Annotated in this window: 15 protein-coding genes and 1 tRNA gene; 9 read left to right on the plus strand and 7 right to left on the minus strand. The window is 75.0% G+C overall.

The genetic code is table 11. The features are described 5' to 3' along the window. Positions 1-199 precede the first annotated feature (199 nt). The 3 genes from GXP71_RS19510 to GXP71_RS19520 form a co-directional block, all read right to left on the minus strand. Positions 200-1,858 carry a PQQ-binding-like beta-propeller repeat protein gene (locus tag GXP71_RS19510; RefSeq protein WP_162354038.1) on the minus strand — a complete coding sequence of 553 codons (1,659 nt, stop codon included), beginning with the start codon at positions 1,856-1,858 and terminating at the stop codon, positions 200-202. Positions 1,859-1,991: 133 nt separating this feature from the next. Beyond that, a complete protein-coding gene (gene otsB / locus GXP71_RS19515; RefSeq protein WP_162354039.1) occupies positions 1,992-2,789 on the minus strand; it encodes a trehalose-phosphatase in 798 nt (265 codons plus the stop codon). After that, positions 2,782-4,209 (minus strand): trehalose-6-phosphate synthase, encoded by a 1,428-nt coding sequence (locus GXP71_RS19520; protein ID WP_124341642.1) that lies wholly within the window; start codon positions 4,207-4,209, stop codon positions 2,782-2,784. The genes otsB and GXP71_RS19520 overlap by 8 nt, the downstream gene beginning before the upstream one ends. Before the next feature lie 153 nt (positions 4,210-4,362). On the opposite strand from GXP71_RS19520, the gene GXP71_RS19525 reads away from it, so the two are divergent. The 5 genes from GXP71_RS19525 to GXP71_RS19545 all read left to right on the plus strand — a co-directional run bounded on the left by GXP71_RS19525 (position 4,363) and on the right by GXP71_RS19545 (position 8,615). Further along, positions 4,363-6,168: a serine/threonine-protein kinase gene (locus GXP71_RS19525; RefSeq protein WP_162354040.1), complete on the plus strand. Its 1,806-nt coding sequence runs from the start codon at positions 4,363-4,365 to the stop codon at positions 6,166-6,168. Positions 6,169-6,242: 74 nt separating this feature from the next. After that, complete coding sequence (locus GXP71_RS19530) at positions 6,243-6,737, plus strand: hypothetical protein (RefSeq protein WP_162354041.1); 495 nt, start codon at positions 6,243-6,245, stop codon at positions 6,735-6,737. A gap of 42 nt (positions 6,738-6,779) precedes the next feature. Then, entirely contained in the window at positions 6,780-7,703 is a 924-nt protein-coding gene (locus GXP71_RS19535) for a DsbA family protein (RefSeq protein ID WP_162354042.1), read from the plus strand. 138 nt (positions 7,704-7,841) lie between these two features. Next, a tRNA-Thr gene (locus GXP71_RS19540) sits at positions 7,842-7,918 on the plus strand. Positions 7,919-8,027: 109 nt separating this feature from the next. Next, positions 8,028-8,615 carry an NADPH-dependent FMN reductase gene (locus tag GXP71_RS19545; protein ID WP_162354043.1) on the plus strand — a complete coding sequence of 196 codons (588 nt, stop codon included), beginning with the start codon at positions 8,028-8,030 and terminating at the stop codon, positions 8,613-8,615. Positions 8,616-8,666: 51 nt separating this feature from the next. Here the strand turns inward: GXP71_RS19545 and GXP71_RS19550 are convergent, their stop codons facing one another. The 3 genes from GXP71_RS19550 to GXP71_RS19560 form a co-directional block, all read right to left on the minus strand. Next, the gene (locus GXP71_RS19550; protein WP_238402515.1) at positions 8,667-9,713 is read right to left on the minus strand and encodes a LacI family DNA-binding transcriptional regulator; all 1,047 of its coding nucleotides are present in this window, start codon (positions 9,711-9,713) and stop codon (positions 8,667-8,669) included. Between the two features lie 125 nt (positions 9,714-9,838). Next, on the minus strand, positions 9,839-10,066 hold the full coding sequence (locus GXP71_RS19555) for a hypothetical protein (RefSeq protein ID WP_162354045.1): 228 nt from the start codon (positions 10,064-10,066) through the stop codon (positions 9,839-9,841). Positions 10,067-10,192: 126 nt separating this feature from the next. Beyond that, the gene (locus GXP71_RS19560; protein WP_124341635.1) at positions 10,193-10,861 is read right to left on the minus strand and encodes a response regulator transcription factor; all 669 of its coding nucleotides are present in this window, start codon (positions 10,859-10,861) and stop codon (positions 10,193-10,195) included. A gap of 117 nt (positions 10,862-10,978) precedes the next feature. Between GXP71_RS19560 and GXP71_RS19565 the strand changes: the two genes are divergently transcribed. The 4 genes from GXP71_RS19565 to GXP71_RS19580 all read left to right on the plus strand — a co-directional run bounded on the left by GXP71_RS19565 (position 10,979) and on the right by GXP71_RS19580 (position 14,606). Then, positions 10,979-12,187, plus strand: coding sequence for a sensor histidine kinase (locus GXP71_RS19565; RefSeq protein WP_162354046.1), 1,209 nt, complete (start codon positions 10,979-10,981; stop codon positions 12,185-12,187). 226 nt (positions 12,188-12,413) lie between these two features. Continuing rightward, positions 12,414-12,839 (plus strand): hypothetical protein, encoded by a 426-nt coding sequence (locus tag GXP71_RS19570; RefSeq protein WP_162354047.1) that lies wholly within the window; start codon positions 12,414-12,416, stop codon positions 12,837-12,839. Between the two features lie 5 nt (positions 12,840-12,844). Further along, positions 12,845-13,483: a signal peptidase I gene (locus GXP71_RS19575; protein WP_162354048.1), complete on the plus strand. Its 639-nt coding sequence runs from the start codon at positions 12,845-12,847 to the stop codon at positions 13,481-13,483. A gap of 4 nt (positions 13,484-13,487) precedes the next feature. After that, positions 13,488-14,606, plus strand: a complete 1,119-nt coding sequence (locus tag GXP71_RS19580; RefSeq protein WP_162354049.1) for a hypothetical protein — start codon at positions 13,488-13,490, stop codon at positions 14,604-14,606. Between the two features lie 21 nt (positions 14,607-14,627). Here the strand turns inward: GXP71_RS19580 and GXP71_RS19585 are convergent, their stop codons facing one another. After that, on the minus strand, positions 14,628-15,440 hold the full coding sequence (locus GXP71_RS19585) for an SGNH/GDSL hydrolase family protein (RefSeq protein WP_162354452.1): 813 nt from the start codon (positions 15,438-15,440) through the stop codon (positions 14,628-14,630). Positions 15,441-15,573 lie beyond the last annotated feature (133 nt).

Here is a 15,573-nt window from a genome sequence, read left to right on the forward strand (position 1 = left end):
GGCAGGTACGTGCCGGACGATCCGTTGTGGAGGGTGTCAGAGTGTCTTCGCTGACACGGACCGAGGGGGGCGAAAGGCCCGTCCTCGGTCCGAGGTCATCATGCCACACGCGTGACGCACGTCTCGTCGGCCCGGGCAACCACCTCGCGGGCCTGCGAGGCTGCGCGCGAGGCGCGCGAGGACCCCCACGGAGCACCCGTCAGCCGAGCACCACGACCGACCCGTCCGTGCGCAGCGCGTACATCCGCGGCACCTGCCAGCCCACCCGCAGGTTCGTCCCGGGCTCGAGCGCCTCGCCCGTGAGGTCGGCGCGCCACGCGCGCCCGCCGTCCGCGGTCGCGTACGCCTCGACCACGGGACCGGGCCCGCGCAGCAGCAGCCAGCGGCCGTCCGTCGACAGCTCGTCGACGGTGCGGCCGAGCGGCGTCGTCCACCGGACGGCCCCCGTGGTCGCGTCGATCGCCGCGAGCCCGTCGGCGCCGACGACGTAGAGCCGGTCGTCGAGCAGGACCGCCGACGTCGCCTCGACGCCCGTCACGCGCCAGCGCAGGTCGCCCGTCGACGCGTCGCGCGCCGACACCGACGCGACCACGCCCGACGGCCCGACGTCACGCGTCGCGAACAGCACCGCGCCCGGGACCGAGCCGTCGTCGACCGTGAGCCACAGCGGCGTCGCGTCGACCGTCGTGCGCGACCCGTCGGGGCGCAGCAGGCGCGACTGCGGGCGGCCGTCGCGCGACCACGTCGAGTGCACGACCGCGCCGCCGCGGGCGAGCTCCGGCCACCAGCCGGGTTCGAGGCCGTCGCGGCGCAGCATCGACCCGTCCGTGCCGAGCAGCCACGACGACGAGCCCACCGCGAGCAGCACGTGGTCGCCGCGCGCGTCCAGCGACGCGAACGAGGACGACCACACGTCGGTCGGCTGCTGCGTGACCCGCGGCGCGGGGATCGGCGGCGTCGTCCACGTCCACAGCGCCTCCTGGGTCGCCGGGTCGGTCGCCGTCACGCGCCAGCGGGTCGAGCGGTCGCCGTCGCCGTCGCCGTCCTCCTCGCGGACGGCCGTGAGGAGCCGGCCGTCGAGGACCGTGAACGCCGCGTCGCCCGGGAGGTGCTGCGTCGACAGCAGCGTGCCGTCGCGCGCGTCGAGGAACCACAGCGACACCTCGGGCGGCGGGCCGATGTCCGAGCCGGGCTGCTGCGCGAGGCAGGCGACGACGGGACGCGCGTCGTCCGGGGTGTCCGTCGACGTGCTCGGCGCGCCCGCGGTCGTGCAGACCGTCCACGTCGCGGGCGACGCGGCGTCGGGCGTCATGACGGGTGTCGGCAGGTCCAGCTCGCGGGTCCACCGCAGTGCGCCCGTGAGCTCGTCGAGCGCACGCACCTGCACCTGCGCCGCCGGCAGCGGGGCGGCGCCGACGACGAGCCCGTCGACGAGGACGCCCGACTCGACGACGCGCGCGTCCTCGGCGTCCGACGCCCAGCGGACCCCGAGTCCCGGGTCGACGGGGCGCAGCACGCCGCGGACGTCGGCGAGGGCCGCGACCCGGGCCCGCTCGCGCGCGTCGAGGAGCAGCTGCGCGCCGACCAGCAGAGCGGCGACGGCCAGCACCGCGGGCACGAGGACCCGCAGGTGCGTGCGCACCCACGTGAGCACGGGGGACGCAGCGGCACGTCCGCTGCCGTGGTCGTCCTCCGACGTTGCCGAGGGCGGGTCCGCACCGTCCGGCGCGTCCGCGGGACGCCCCGCGTCGGGGGCGTGGCGATCACGGCGGGTGCGCGTGCGGCCGGAGGGCGCGACCGTCCGGTCGTCGTGCTCGTCGGCCTCGACGAGGTGCACGTCCTGCATCCGGCCGGACATCTCGTCACGGTAACCCGGGGTCCGCGCGGGCGCGGGCGGGGAAGCGGGTGAGGTCGCCGGTGGACGGCCACGCCCGCGAGCAGGCGGGCGCGGCGCGCCCTGCGGCACCACCGTGAGGCGAGAGCCGGACGGGTCAGGCGTGCAGCCGGGCCGCGAGGTCGGCGAGCGCGGCGACCGCCGCGTGCGGGTCGTCCACGCGGAACCGGGCGGACGTGTCGCCCGCCCCGACCTTCACCGTGACGTCGCCCTCGCCGAGCGCGGCGAACGCGTGCTCGTCGGTCACGTCGTCGCCCGCGTAGAGCACGACCTGCGCACCGAGCTCGTCGCGCAGCGCGGTCAGCGCCTCGCCCTTGCTCGCGCGCAGCACGGAGATCTCCACGACGTCCTTGCCGTGCAGGACCCCGGACCCGAGCCGCTCGCCGAGCGCGATCGCCTCGGTCTCGGCGGGCTCGGCCACGTCGGGCTCGGCCAGCCGGGTGTGCACGACGACCGCGGTCGGCTTCGTCTCGACCCAGACGCCGTCGCGTCCGCGCGCGACCTGCGCGGCCTCGGCGCCGAGCGCCGCGAGCCGGTCCGCCTGCTCGTCGGTGAGCTGCACGACGTCGCGGTCGAGCCCGTACCGCGTGACGCGGGCGCGTTCGGCGCCGTGGCTGCCGACCAGGTACGTGCCGGGTGGGACCTCGGCGAGCGCGTGCAGGTCGTTCATCGCCCGGCCGGACACGAGCGCGAGCGCGACGCCCTCGGCGGCGGCCAGCCGCGTGAGCGCCTCGACGCCGTCGGGCAGGATCCGTGACGCCTGCGGGTCGTCCTGCAGGGGTGCGAGGGTGCCGTCGAAGTCGAGCGCGACGAGCAGCGGGCGGGACGCGGGGTCGGCGGCGAGACCCGCGAGCAGGTCGCGCAGGGCCGCGGCGTCCGCGGGGCCGTCAGACATGGTCCGTCCGGGCGGGGATCGCCGTCAGCACCGCGAGGAACTCCTTCGACCAGGCGGTCACGTCGTGGCCGAGCACGCGGCGACGCAGGCGGCGCATGCGCTTGCGCGCCTCCCGCTGGTCCATGTGCACGGCGTACGTGATCGCGTCCTTCATGCCGTCGATGTCGTGCGGGTTCACCAGGACCGCGCCCTGCAGCTCGTCGGCGGCTCCCGTGAACTCCGAGAGGACCAGCGCGCCGCGGTCGTCGGACCGGGCCGCGACGTACTCCTTCGCGACGAGGTTCATGCCGTCGCGCAGCGCGGTCACGAGCATGACGTCGGCCGCGAGGTACAGCGCCGCCATCTCCTCCATCGGGAACGACTGGTGGAGGTACTGCACGGGCGCGTGCCCGACCTGGCCGAAGTCGCCGTTGATGCGCCCGACCAGCAGCTCGACCTCGTCGCGGAGCTGCTGGTACGCGCCCACGTTCTCGCGGCTCGGGCTCGCGACCTGCACGAGCGTCGTCGTGCTCGGTGACAGGCGGCCGTCCTCGAGAAGCTCGCCGTACGCCTTGATGCGGTGCCGGATGCCCTTGGTGTAGTCGAGCCGGTCGACGCCCAGCAGCAGCACCTCGGGGTCGCCGAGCTCGTGCCGGATCTGCTTGGCGCGCATCTGCACGTCGTGGCTGCGCGCGAGGTCGTCGAACGCGTGCGAGTCGATCGAGATCGGGAACGCGGCGGCGCGCACGTGCCGGTCCACGCGGCCGTGCTTCATGAGCGTGACGACCTGGCCGCGCGTCGTGAGGTCCGTGAGGCGGCGCACGATCCGCACGAAGTTCGCGGCGTCGCCCGCGCGCTGGAAGCCGACCAGGTCCGCGCCGAGCAGGCCCTCGACGACCTGCCGCCGCCACGGGAGCTGCGCGAAGATCTCGAGCGGCGGGAACGGGATGTGGTGGAAGTAGCCGATGCGCAGGTCGGGGCGCAGCACGCGCAGCATCTGCGGCACGAGCTGCAGCTGGTAGTCGTGCACCCACACCGTCGCGCCCTTCGACGCGGCCTTCGCGGCGGCCTCGGCGAACCGCTTGTTCACGCGCTGGTAGGCGTCCCACCACTGCCGGTGGAACGCGGGCGGGGCGATGACGTCGTGGTAGAGCGGCCACAGGGTGTCGTTGGCGAACCCCTCGTAGTACCGCTCGACGTCGGTCTGGCTGAGGGTCACGGGGACGAGCTGCGTGCCGTCGACCTCGAAGGGCTCGAGGTCGAGGTCGGGTGAGCCGCCCCACCCGATCCAGGCGCCGTCGGCCCCCGCCATCACGGGAGCCAGGGCGGTCACGAGACCGCCGGGGGAGCGGGTCCAGGTGGGCTCGCCGTCGTCCCCCAGCGCGACGTCCACGGGGAGACGGTTCGCGACGACGAGCAGGTCGTAGCCGGCGTCAGGCACGTCGGAAGGCAACGAGATCAACTCCTCGGGTCTGCGTCGACCCTAGCCGTCGGGCCAGGTGAGCGCCCCTGGTCACGGCGGGACGCGACGCGCGTCACACGTCACCCGCGCGTTGGGGGACGCCCGTCCGCACCGCGGGCTAGGTTGCGGGGCATGGAGCGGATCGGTCTGACGCCGGGGTCGGACATCGGGGGGTACCGCGTCGTCGCGCCGCTCGGTTCGGGCGGCATGGGAACCGTGTACCGGGCGGTCGACGGCGGCGGCACGGCCGTCGCGCTCAAGCTGCTGCACCCGCAGCTCGGCTCCGACGCCGTCGCCCGCGACCGGCTGCGCCGTGAGGTCCGCGCGCTCCAGAAGCTCCGGCACCCGGGCGTCGCCGCGATCCTCGACGCCGAGGCCGACTCCACCGAGGCGTTCCTCGTGACCGAGCTCGTCGACGGCGACACGCTCGAGGAGCACGTGCGCGAGCGCGGGCCGCTCGACGCGCAGGACCTGCTCGACCTCGCCGAGGGCTTGCGGTCCGCGCTCGCGGCCGTGCACGGCGCCGGCGTCGTGCACCGCGACCTCAAGCCCGCGAACGTGCTGGTCACCGACGACGGTCCGGTCCTCATCGACTTCGGCATCGCGCAGGCCGCGGGCGACGCGCCGCTCACGTCGGACGGCCTGGTCATCGGCACGCCCGGGTACCTCGCGCCCGAGCTGCTCGACGGCGACGAGCCCACCGCGGCGAGCGACTACTGGGGCTGGGCCGCCGTCCTCGCGTTCGCCGCGACCGGGCGCGCCCCCTTCGGGACGAGGCCGCTCGAGGTGGTGCTGTCGCGCGCCCGCTCCGGCGCCGCCGACCTCGACGGGCTGGGCCCGCTCACCGCGACCGCGCTGCGCGGTGCGCTCGTCGCCGACCCCGACGCCCGGACCGACCCGGAGGACGTCGTCGCCGCACTGACCGTCGCCGCGACCGACGGCGACGTCGTCACGGAGGACGCCACCGCGACGACCCTCGTGCACGCCGAGGACCTCACCGGCACCACGCACGTCGGCCCGGGCGACGCCACGGACACGACCCGGCTCGACCCGGCCGACGCGACCGGCACCGCGCTGCTCGCGGGCGCGGCCGCCCGGCCGGGCGGGGTCGCTGCCCCCGCGGGCACGGCGACGCTCGTCGCCAACGACGGGACGACGCGGACGTTCGAGCCCGGCACCGACGACGCGGCGGCGGGCGACGACGGCTGGGACGGCTGGTCGCAGGACGAGGACGACTGGTCCGACGAGGAGGACCCCGAGGGCGTCGAGTGGATCCAGGACGACCTCGACGCGTCCGAGGAGCCCGGTCCCGAGGGGTCGGGGTACGTGCGGCCGCCCACGGAGCGGCGATGGGGCACGCTGCTGGCCGCCGGGCTGCTCGTCGCCGCCGCGGGCACCCTGTTCCCGGGAGCCACGCTGGTCGTCGTCGGCGTCCTGATGCTCGTCGTCCGCACGTTCGGCACCGCCGTCGAGTCGATGCACGCCCGCCGCGAGCGGTCCGGCGTGCGCCGCTCCGACGTCCCCGTCACCGTCGCGGCCGGGCCGTGGCACCTGCTGCGCGCGACCGCCGGGCTCGTGCCGTCGCTCGTCGTCGGCGCGAGCGTCGCGGTGGTCGTCGTGGGCGTGCTGTGGTGGCTGCTCGACTCGGGGCGCTGGACGATCGACGGGGCACCGTCCGGGCTGCCCGTGCAAGGGCTCACGGCCTCGCTCGTCGTCGGCGCGCTGGTCCTGCTGGCCGTCCTCGTCGTGTGGTGGGGCCCGCTGTCGAGCATGACGCGCGTCGGCGCACGCCGGACGCTCGCGGTCGTCGCCCCCGGCCGGCTCGGGGCGCTCGTGGCCGTCGTCGTGCTGCTGGCCGCGGCCGCGGTGCTGGTCGCCCTCCTGCTCGACGGTCGTCCGATCACCTGGTCGCCCCTGCCGACGCCGACGATGCCCTGACCGCGACGCGGCCGTCGGTGCGAACCGTTCCGACCCGGCCGGTCCGCACAGGTCGTGGCCCTACGCTGTCCCGCATGCGCGCACGACGAGCCCCGCTCACGGGCTCGCGCGCGCTCGTCGCCGCCGCCGCCCTCGCCGCGCTGCTCGGGCTCGCGATCGCGCTGTCCGGCCGCGTGCTGCTGCACCAGTGCGTGTCCGCCGTCGGCGTCGGCCCGTGGGGCGTGCGACTCCTCCTGCTGAGCGACGCGTCCGACTGCCCCGACGGGGCCTACGCGTTCGGCCCCGCCGCCGGCGGGGCGGTGCTCCTGCTGAGCGTCGCCGTGCCGGTCGTCCTCACGCACGTCGCGCTCGCGGCGAGCGGGCTCGGCGCCTCGGTCGTCGTCGCCCGTGCCGCACGCGGGGTCACGCGCCTCCTGCGGCGCTGGGTCGTCCGCCTCGACGACGCGGCCGTCGTGCTGCCCGTCGCGCCGGCCGCGCCCGTCGACCGCACCGCACCGGTCCTGCGGGACCGCCTGCTCGTCGCCGTCCTCCCGGTCCGCGGACCACCGGTCACCGTCGCCACCGTCTGACCGACCCGCACGAACCCTCTTCTTCCCGGACCAGGAGTACCCATGCCCACGAACGAACCCCGCCCCACCAAGGCGGTCCGACGCGACGAGGCGCGCGCCAAGGCCGCCCAGATGCGCGCGGAGCAGGAGCGCAAGGCCAAGCGGAACCGGATGCTCGCGATCGGCGGCCTCGTGCTCGCCGTCCTCGCGCTCGGCGCCGTCGTCTTCTTCATCGTCAACCAGTCGAAGGAGCGCGCCGAGGCCTACGGCAGCGTCGCGTACGGCGGCGGCGGGGACGACGTCGTCGCGCCCGCGCTCGCGGACGTCGAGGCCCCCGGGCCCGCGAACGACGAGGGTGGGATCCCCGTGAGCTCCGCCGGCGTCGGCGAGCAGGGCGACGACGACACCGTGCTGTCGATCTACTTCGACTTCATGTGCCCCGTCTGCGGCGACTTCGAGCAGACCAACGGCGAGGACGTGAAGGCGCTCACCGAGACCGACGGCGTGACCGTCGCGTTCCACCCGCTCGCGTTCCTCGACTACACGTCGCAGGGCACCTTCTACTCGACGCGCGCCGCCAACGCGTACGCCGTGATCGCGGACGAGTCGCCCGAGCACCTCGTCGACTTCATGTCCGCGATGTACGCGGAGGGCACGCAGCCGGCCGAGGGCACGTCCGGCCTGTCCGACGCCGAGATCGCGGACGTCGCGTCCGGGGTCGGCGTCCCGGACGACGTCATCGCGAAGTTCACCTCGACCGTGACCGGCACGTACGAGGTCGGGACCGGCGACGACACGACCGAGAAGGACGGCGAGTGGCGCACGTTCGCGCCGTGGGTCTCGGCCGCCTACGCGTCCGCGCGCGAGCAGTTCCCCGACCTGGGCACGCCGTACATCCTCATCGACGGTGTGAAGTGGGACGGCAACTGGCAGCAGCCCGGTGCCCTGCGCGCCGCGGTGGAGCAGGCCGCCGCCGCCAAGGGCTGACCCGCACCGCAGCGCAGCACCGCCGACGGGCGGGCCGGACCCCGCGAGGGGCTCCCGGTCCGCCCGTCGGCGCTTCCGGGCCGTGCGCCGCCTTCCCGGGCCAGGGGCGCGAGGGGCACCGGTACGCTGTCCCCGCCCGCCTCCTTAGCTCAGTCGGCCAGAGCACCTGTCTTGTAAACAGGGGGTCGTCGGTTCGAATCCGACAGGGGGCTCCACGCACCCGCCGCGCGCGACGCGGCGTGCCGCACGAGAATCGGACGGGTCCGCAAGCCCCGGTGCCGGTGTGCGCGTCCTGCTCCGCCGGCCCGCGGAGAGGAGACGTTCGTGACCTACCGCATCGGCTACTTCGTCGGCAGCCTGTCGAGCAGCTCGGTCAACCGGCGCCTCGCGCAGGCGCTGATCGGGCTCGCGCCCGACGAGCTCGAGTTCACCGAGATCCCGATCGGCGACCTGCCGCTGTACAGCCCGGACCACGACGCCGACTACCCGGCGCCGGCGCGCGCGCTCAAGGAGGCGATCGAGGCGTCGGACGGGATCCTGTTCGTGTCGCCGGAGTACAACCGCAGCATCCCCGGTGCGCTCAAGAACGCGATCGACTGGGGGTCGCGGCCGTGGGGGACCAACTCGTTCGCGCGCAAGCCGACGGGGATCGTCGGCGCGTCGATCGGGGCGGTCGGCACGGCCGTCATGCAGTCGTCGATGCGCAGCGTCCTGAGCTTCCTCAACGCGCCGCAGCTCAACTCGCCCGAGGTGTACCTCCAGGTCACGGAGCAGACGTTCGGCGCCGACGGGTCGGTCGCGGACTCCTCGCTCGAGCAGTTCCTGCGGCACTACATGGAGGAGTACGGCTCGTTCGTGGAGCGCGTGCTGTCGGTGACGGCCCCCGGGCACATCGGCGACCGGGAGCAGTGACGGGCCGCCGCCGACCGCCCGGCCGGCGGCGGCAGGGGCGCGCGGGCGGAGTCAGCCGGTCGGTGCCGGGCCGGTGCTCTCGCGCACCACGAGCTCGACGGGCAGCTCGGTGCGGACGGCGTCGACGGGCGCACCCGCCCGGGACCGCTCGATCGCGGCGAGCAGGGTGCGCGCGGCGGCGCGGCCCTTGGCGTCGAGGTCCTGGCGCAGCGTGGTGAGCGCGGGCCGGACGCGCGCGGCGAGCGGGCTGTCGTCCCAGCCGACGACGGACAGGTCGTCGGGGACGCGCAGGCCGAGCTCGGCGGCGACGTCGAGGACGGCGGTGGCCATGAGGTCGGAGAAGCAGAGGACGGCGGTCGGGCGGTCGGGGCCGGTGAGGAGCGCGCGGGCGCCCTCGTGCGCGTAGGGGTCGACGTTGTCGACGATCTCGTACGCGGTGGGCACGACGCCGGCGGCGTCGAGCGCCTCGACCGCTCCGGCGACGCGGGCGCGGGAGACGTAGTCGTGGCCCGCGGTGCGTCCGTCGGCGAGGTGGCCGTGGCGCTCGCGGCCGCCCATGGTGAAGAACGCGATGCGCCGGTGGCCGAGCGCGAGGACGTGCTCGGCGGCCTGCCGGCTGCCGGCGTGGTCGTCGAGCACGATCGACGGGTGCCCGGGGATGGGGTCGAGGTCGACGAACACGAGCGGGAGCCTGCGCCGCACGAGCCAGTCGAGCGCGGCGGAGTCGCCCCCGCACGCGTAGACGAGCGCGCCGTCGAGGGGGATGTCGCGCGCGGCCTTCTCGCCGGGGAGCAGCGCGACGGCGTACCCGGTGGGCTGGAGCTCCTCGGCGATCGCGCCGAAGAACGACGCGGCGATGGGGTCGCGCAGCGCCTCGCCGACCCAGGCGGTGAGGAGCAGGCCGATCGCGCCGGTGGTGCCGCGGGCGAGGGCGCGCGCGGACGGGTCGGGGCCGACGTAGCCGAGCTCGGCGGCGGCGTCGAGGATGGTCCGCCGGAGGTCGGCGGAGAGCTGGTCGGGGCGCGAGAACGCGTTGGACACGGTCATGCGGCTGACGCCGACCTTGTCGGCGATGGTCTGGAGGGTCACCCGGGGCACGACGCCACCCTGTTCCGCGGCATGCGGGACAGGGTAGGTCGTGCCGCCGGGCACCGGGGAGCGCCGCCCGAGGGATGTCGCGTCCGGGCTGGTCCCGGCCGGGGCGAGCGGGGCGGGTGTCGTGGTCATCGGGCGGGGTGGCCGGCCTCGAACGTGCAGGCCGGCTGCACGGCGTCGGCGACGCGGTGCAGGCCCCGGGCGAGGGCGCGGCGGGTGCGCGGGACGCGCGGACGGTGCGGCTGCGGCTCGTGGGCGGGGCGCTCCTCGGCCACGGGGGCCCAGGGGCGCGCGCTGTGCGACTCGAGGACGGAGGCGTCACGGGCGAGCAGCAGGCCGATCGACTGGTCGAGCACGGGTCCTTCTCCCTTCCGATCTGTACCGCTACAGATCGCTATACCGGTACAGTAAGACCGCAGGTCTGTACCGGTCAAGCCGAACCGGAGAAATGGCGCGGACCAGTGCCGACGGGCCCAGTGGCGCTAGACGGGACCCGTCTCCGCGAGCAGCCGGAGCGCCGCGCTGACCCGCGGGTTGCGGCTCGGGTCGGTGTCGATGCCGAGCGTCGCGTACAGCGCGTTCACGTGGTTCTGCACGGACTTCTCCGTGATCCCCAGACGCGCGCCGATGCCCGCGTTCGACAGCCCCTCGGCGAGCAGCCGCAGCACCTCGTACTGACGGTCCGTGAGGCGCGACACGGCCGACCCCGCGCGCGGCGCCATCCGGGCCAGCAGCGCCGGGTCGAGCACCGTCTCGCCGACCGCCGCCGCGCGCACCGCCGAGACGAGCACCTCCTCGCTCGTCGAGGACGTCTTCGACAGGTAGCCCCACCCGGCGGCGACGTCGGGCGGCAGGTCGAGCAGCAGGTCCATCGCGTCGTGCGCGGACAGCAGGAGCACCCCGAGCGCGGGCTGCCGACGCCGCAGGGTGACGCCCAGGGCGATCCCGTTCCCGTCCGGCAGGTCCACGTCGAGCACGACGACGTCCACCGCGCCGGGCGGGAGCAGGCGTGTCGCCTCGGTCACCGTGCCCGTCGCCACCACGACCTGCAGGCCGTCGGTGTCGTCGAGCATCCGCTCGAGCATGGAGCGGAAGAGTGGTTGGTCCTCGACCACGGCGACGCGCACCGGGCCGTTCGCGGCAGCGTTCATCGGGGCAAGTATCGTCGTCGCCGCGCCACGCGTCAGTCACCCGGAGCGTCTGACGTGACCGACGCCACGCGCACGAGCACCCGTCCGGTGCACCCGCACGGCCCGCAGGGACGAACGATGCCCACCACCCGCAGCACGTCCGCCGACGACGAGTCGGCCGCCCTTGTCGCCCGCCGCGCCCGCGACCTGCGCAGCGACCGCGTCGGGCTGCTGCGCGCGAGCGGGATCGTCGCGAGCGGCTACGCGATCGGCGCGGCCCTCCAGACCACGTACATCTACAGCCGAGTCGTCGAGGACTGGCAGTCGGTCAGCGTCTGGAGCCGGCTCGGCGCCAACTTCGCCGCTGTCGTCGGCCTCGTCGCGGTGCTCGCCGTCGTCAACGCGCACCGGGCGACGCGCGTCTGGCACATGGCGGTCTCGCTGCTGTTCGCCGCGACCGCGTGCGCGGTCCTGCGCATCGGCGCGCAGCAGCTCTTCGGCGTCTACGACGACCCCACGCGCGAGGTCGTCGAGGCCGAGCTGTTCTCAGGGCTGGTCATCGGGGTCATCTCGGGCGCGATCGGCATGTGGGGGCTCGTCGCGAGGCGCCGCCTGCGCGCGCAGATCCGTGGCGCCGAGCGCGAGGCGGTCCTCGTCGAGAACGCCGTCCGGGCGCTCGAGCAGGAGGAGATCCGGGTCCGCCGCGAGGTCGCGGAGGGCCTGCACGGCACGCTGCAGAACAAGCTCGTGCTGGTCGAGGCACGGCTCGAGCAGATCGCGACGCACGCCGCGCAGGGGCCGCTCGACCCCGGCGACCTCGACGACCTGCACTGGATCCGGGGCGAGCTCGAGCAGGCCCGGGCCGCCGACGTGCGCGAGATGAGCCGGCTGCTGTACCCGGACCGGCTCGAGCTCGGGCTCGTGCCGGCGGTGCGCGCGCTGCTCGGCCGGCTCCCCGCGAGCATCGCGACCCGCCTCGACGTGACCGACGCCGTGCGCGCCTACGACGACCCGGCGCACCCGCGGCTCACGGTGCCCGAGCGGCTGCTCGCGGTGCGGGTCGTCGAGGAGGGCGTGACCAACTCGCTCAAGCACGGGCCGGCGACGTCGATCGTGGCGTCGGTCGACGTCCAGGACGGCGTGCTCGTCGTCGCGGTCGAGAACGACGGTGCGCTGTACGACGAGGAGACCGCGGGTGTCGCCTCGGGGACGGCCCGGATGCGCCAGCGCCTGACGTTCGTCGGTGGCTCGGTCGCGCTCGAACCGGGTGCCGGTCGCGGCGCGCGGCTCGTCGCGCGCATCCCGCTCGGCGCGGCCGGCCACACGGCGTCACCCGTTCGGCCGTAGGCCCAGGTCACACGGGCCCTGTCCGCTTCATGGACGGTCGTCCAGGATCGGCCGGGTCCGCTCCGGGTGAAAGAAAACGACGTTCCCGGCGGCCCGGGTGCTGGCACCCAGGCCGAGCCGACGGCGGCCGATCGGAGGTTCGTAGCGTCTGCGACGGCGCTCCGCAACCGGAGGCCGTGCGGATCGACGACACGCCGACCCGCGTCGTCACGATCCAGGAGTCACCATGGCGAAGTTCTCGACCCGCAAGGGCCTGGCCGTCGGCCTGGCCGTCCTCGGCGTCGCCGGCCTGTCCCTCGCGTCCGCGTCGCAGCTCAACCTGACCTCGAGCGGCACCGCCGCGACGGGCACCGTGAGCGTCGACGCGACCTGCCAGAAGGCCGCGACGGGCGCCGTCACCGCCAAGTACAAGACGCCGACGCTCGGCACCACCGGGTTCGCCCCGTCCGAGGTGCAGTTCAGCAACATCGACGCCGACTGCCAGGGCAAGACGATCCGCGTCGCGTGGAAGACCGCGTCGGGCTCGTACACGGAGCTCACCCCCAAGACGCTCGCCGCGCCGCACACCACGGCCACCCTCGTCGCCTTCGCCCTCCCGGCCGGCGTCGACTACAACACGATCTCCTCGTTCGCGGTCAGCATCGACGGCTGAGACCGATGACCAGCGACGTCACGACGGCACCCGGTGCGCCCCTCGCGCGCCGGGTGCTGCGTGCCGTCGCGTCGGTCCTGCTCTACTCCGCGGCCGCCCTCGCCGCGTGGTTGCTGTGGCCGACGAACCTGGGCGGCTGCACGACGCTGACGATCGTCTCCGGGCACTCGATGGAGCCGACGTACGAGACGGGCGACCTCGTGGTCTCGCGCTGCGGCGAGCCGCAGGTCGGCGACGTCGTGGTCTACCGCCCCGAGCAGCTCGACGGCGGGCGGATCATCCACCGCCTCGTCGGCGGCGACGGCACGAACGGCTGGGTCGTCCAGGGCGACAACAACGACTGGACCGACCCGTTCGCGCCCACGAACGACCAGATCCTCGGTGTCGCGCAGCTCCACGTCGCGAAGGTCGGGCTCGTCGGCCGGCTCGTCGCGTCGCCCTGGGTGTTCGGGTCGTGCCTGCTCATCGCCGGTGCGCTGCTCGTCTGGCCGTCGTCGCGCGACGAGGACGACACCGACGACGCCGACCCGACCCCCGCACCTGCCAGCGGTCCGGACCCGGCCGCCGACGACCTCCCCACCGGGACGCCGGCCGTCGACGACGACGGCACCCGGCGCCCCGCGCTCACCCCCGCCGGCGGCTGACGCCGTGCACCGGACCCTGCTGCGCCCGCGCACCGCCGGCCTGGTCGTCACGGTGCTCGTGCTCGTCGTCGCCCTGCTCGGGCTGAGCGAGGCGAGCGCGGCCCGCCTGCCGATCGCGAAGCCCGCCCTCCCGTACGCCGCGGCCGTGCAGCGCTGCGCGGCGGGTCCCGCGACCGTGACGCCGACCGGTTCGGCGGTCGGCGGGCAGTACACGCAGGTCGCCGTCTCCGGGCTCGGCGGGACGTGCGCCACCGGGCGCGTCGTCCTCGCGACGAGCGCCGGGACCGTGCTGCTCGACGTCACCGGCACGCTCGCGGGCGGCGCGTTCACCGCCACGACGAGCGCCCCGTTCACCGCCCCGACCGCGACGGCCGCGCGCGTCTTCGTCGCGGGCGACGGCTGGCCCGTGGCCGCCACCTGGGTCCCGCCCGCCGCCGCCGGTCCCGTGTACCCGGGACCCGACGGCTCGGCGTTCGACACCACCGTGACGTGGGACCTCACCAACGCGACGAGCGGGCAGCAGGCCTGCTTCACGTTCCGCGTCACGACGCGGTCCACGACGCCGATCGTCTGGTCCGCCTGGATCGACACCGCGCAGGCGCCGTTCAACGGCGCGCGCACGGGGTACTCGCTGCAGGGCGACGAGTCGTGGAAGTACCAGCTCGGCGCGCCCAGCGCGGCGGGGCTGATCAAGATCTCCGGGCGCACCGACGTCTGGCAGCCGTACGACACGGTCGTCGCCGGCCAGGTGCGCACGGTCACCGTCTGCAACTACTCCCTGCCTGGTGCCGTCGTGACCCCGTCCGCCTACACGGTGTCGTCCGCGCAGGGCACCTGGACGGACCGCGAGGCGTGCGTCGTCACGACGGTCACCGGCAACGGCACCTCGCCGTTCTACGTCGCCTGGCAGACGCCGGTCGACATGACCGCCGCCGTGGCGCGCCTGCGGTCCGTGGGCGGCTCGCCCGACGCCTGGCGGTACGGCGGCGAGGAGTGGCGCCTGGACCGGACGGTCGTGCCGTCGCTCAGCGGTCCCTACGTCTTCCAGACCACCTCGCGGACGGCGTCGAACATCGCCGGGACGCAGAGCTTCTCCTTCTCCACCTGCGTCGTCGACCGCTGACGGGGACGCGCGGGTGACGCGCTAGTCGAGCGGGGTCAGCACCGGGCGCTTCGGCACGCGCGTGTCGCCCGACGAGCGTCCGCGGAGGCGACGGGTCGCCCAGGGGTAGACGTGCTCGCGGAGCCACTGCGCGTCGCCGCGGAGCTGCTCGAGCCGGGGCGTGGGCGGCAGCGGCGCGAGGGGGTCGTCCCAGCGCGGCTCGTCGGGCTCGAGCCCGAGGCCGACGAGCGCGGCCTGCGCGACGCGCGCGTGCCCGTCGGACGTGAGGTGGATCCGGTCGTCGGCCCACATCCGCCAGTCGCGCAGGCTGCGCATGCCCCACAGGTCGACGACGTGCGCGCCGTGCCGGCGGGCGATCGACCAGATGTGCGCGTTGTAGATGCCGACGCGCGTGCGGGTCGCCCGCACGAGCGGGCTGTCGGAGGCGTCGACACCCGTGCCGAGCAGCACGTCGACGCCCGCGTCGCGCAGCCGCACGACGGCCTGCTCGAGCAGCCGGGCGAGCCGGTCGACGTCCGCGGCGGGGCGAAGGATGTCGTTCCCGCCACCCACCAGGCTGACCAGGTCGGGCTTCATCGCGAGGGCAGCGGGCACCTGCTCGACGAGGATCGGCCGCAGCAGCCGGCCGCGGATCGCCAGGTTGGCGTACTCGAGCGGGGTCTCGCCCGCGGCGGTGCGACGCTGCGAGAGGCGCGCGGCCAGGACGTCCGCCCAGCCGCGCGTCGGCGAGTCGGGGCCGTCGGGGGAGTCCCAGAGCCCTTCGGTGAACGAGTCGCCGATCGCGACGTAGCGGTTCCAGCGGGGGGTGTCGGCGGGGGTGCTCACGCGGGCCATTGTGGCGCGATCCACACCGTGCGGCGTCATCGCTGGTCGCCGCGGGTTTGTCTGGACGCTTGTCCAATTCGCTGGGACCAGCGTCCTATCGATGCGTTCGCATGGACCCGCACCCTGGATGCGTCAACAAGAA

The sequence above is a fragment of the Cellulomonas sp. H30R-01 genome (genome assembly GCF_010119915.1).
GTDB classification, from domain to species: domain Bacteria; phylum Actinomycetota; class Actinomycetes; order Actinomycetales; family Cellulomonadaceae; genus Cellulomonas; species Cellulomonas algicola.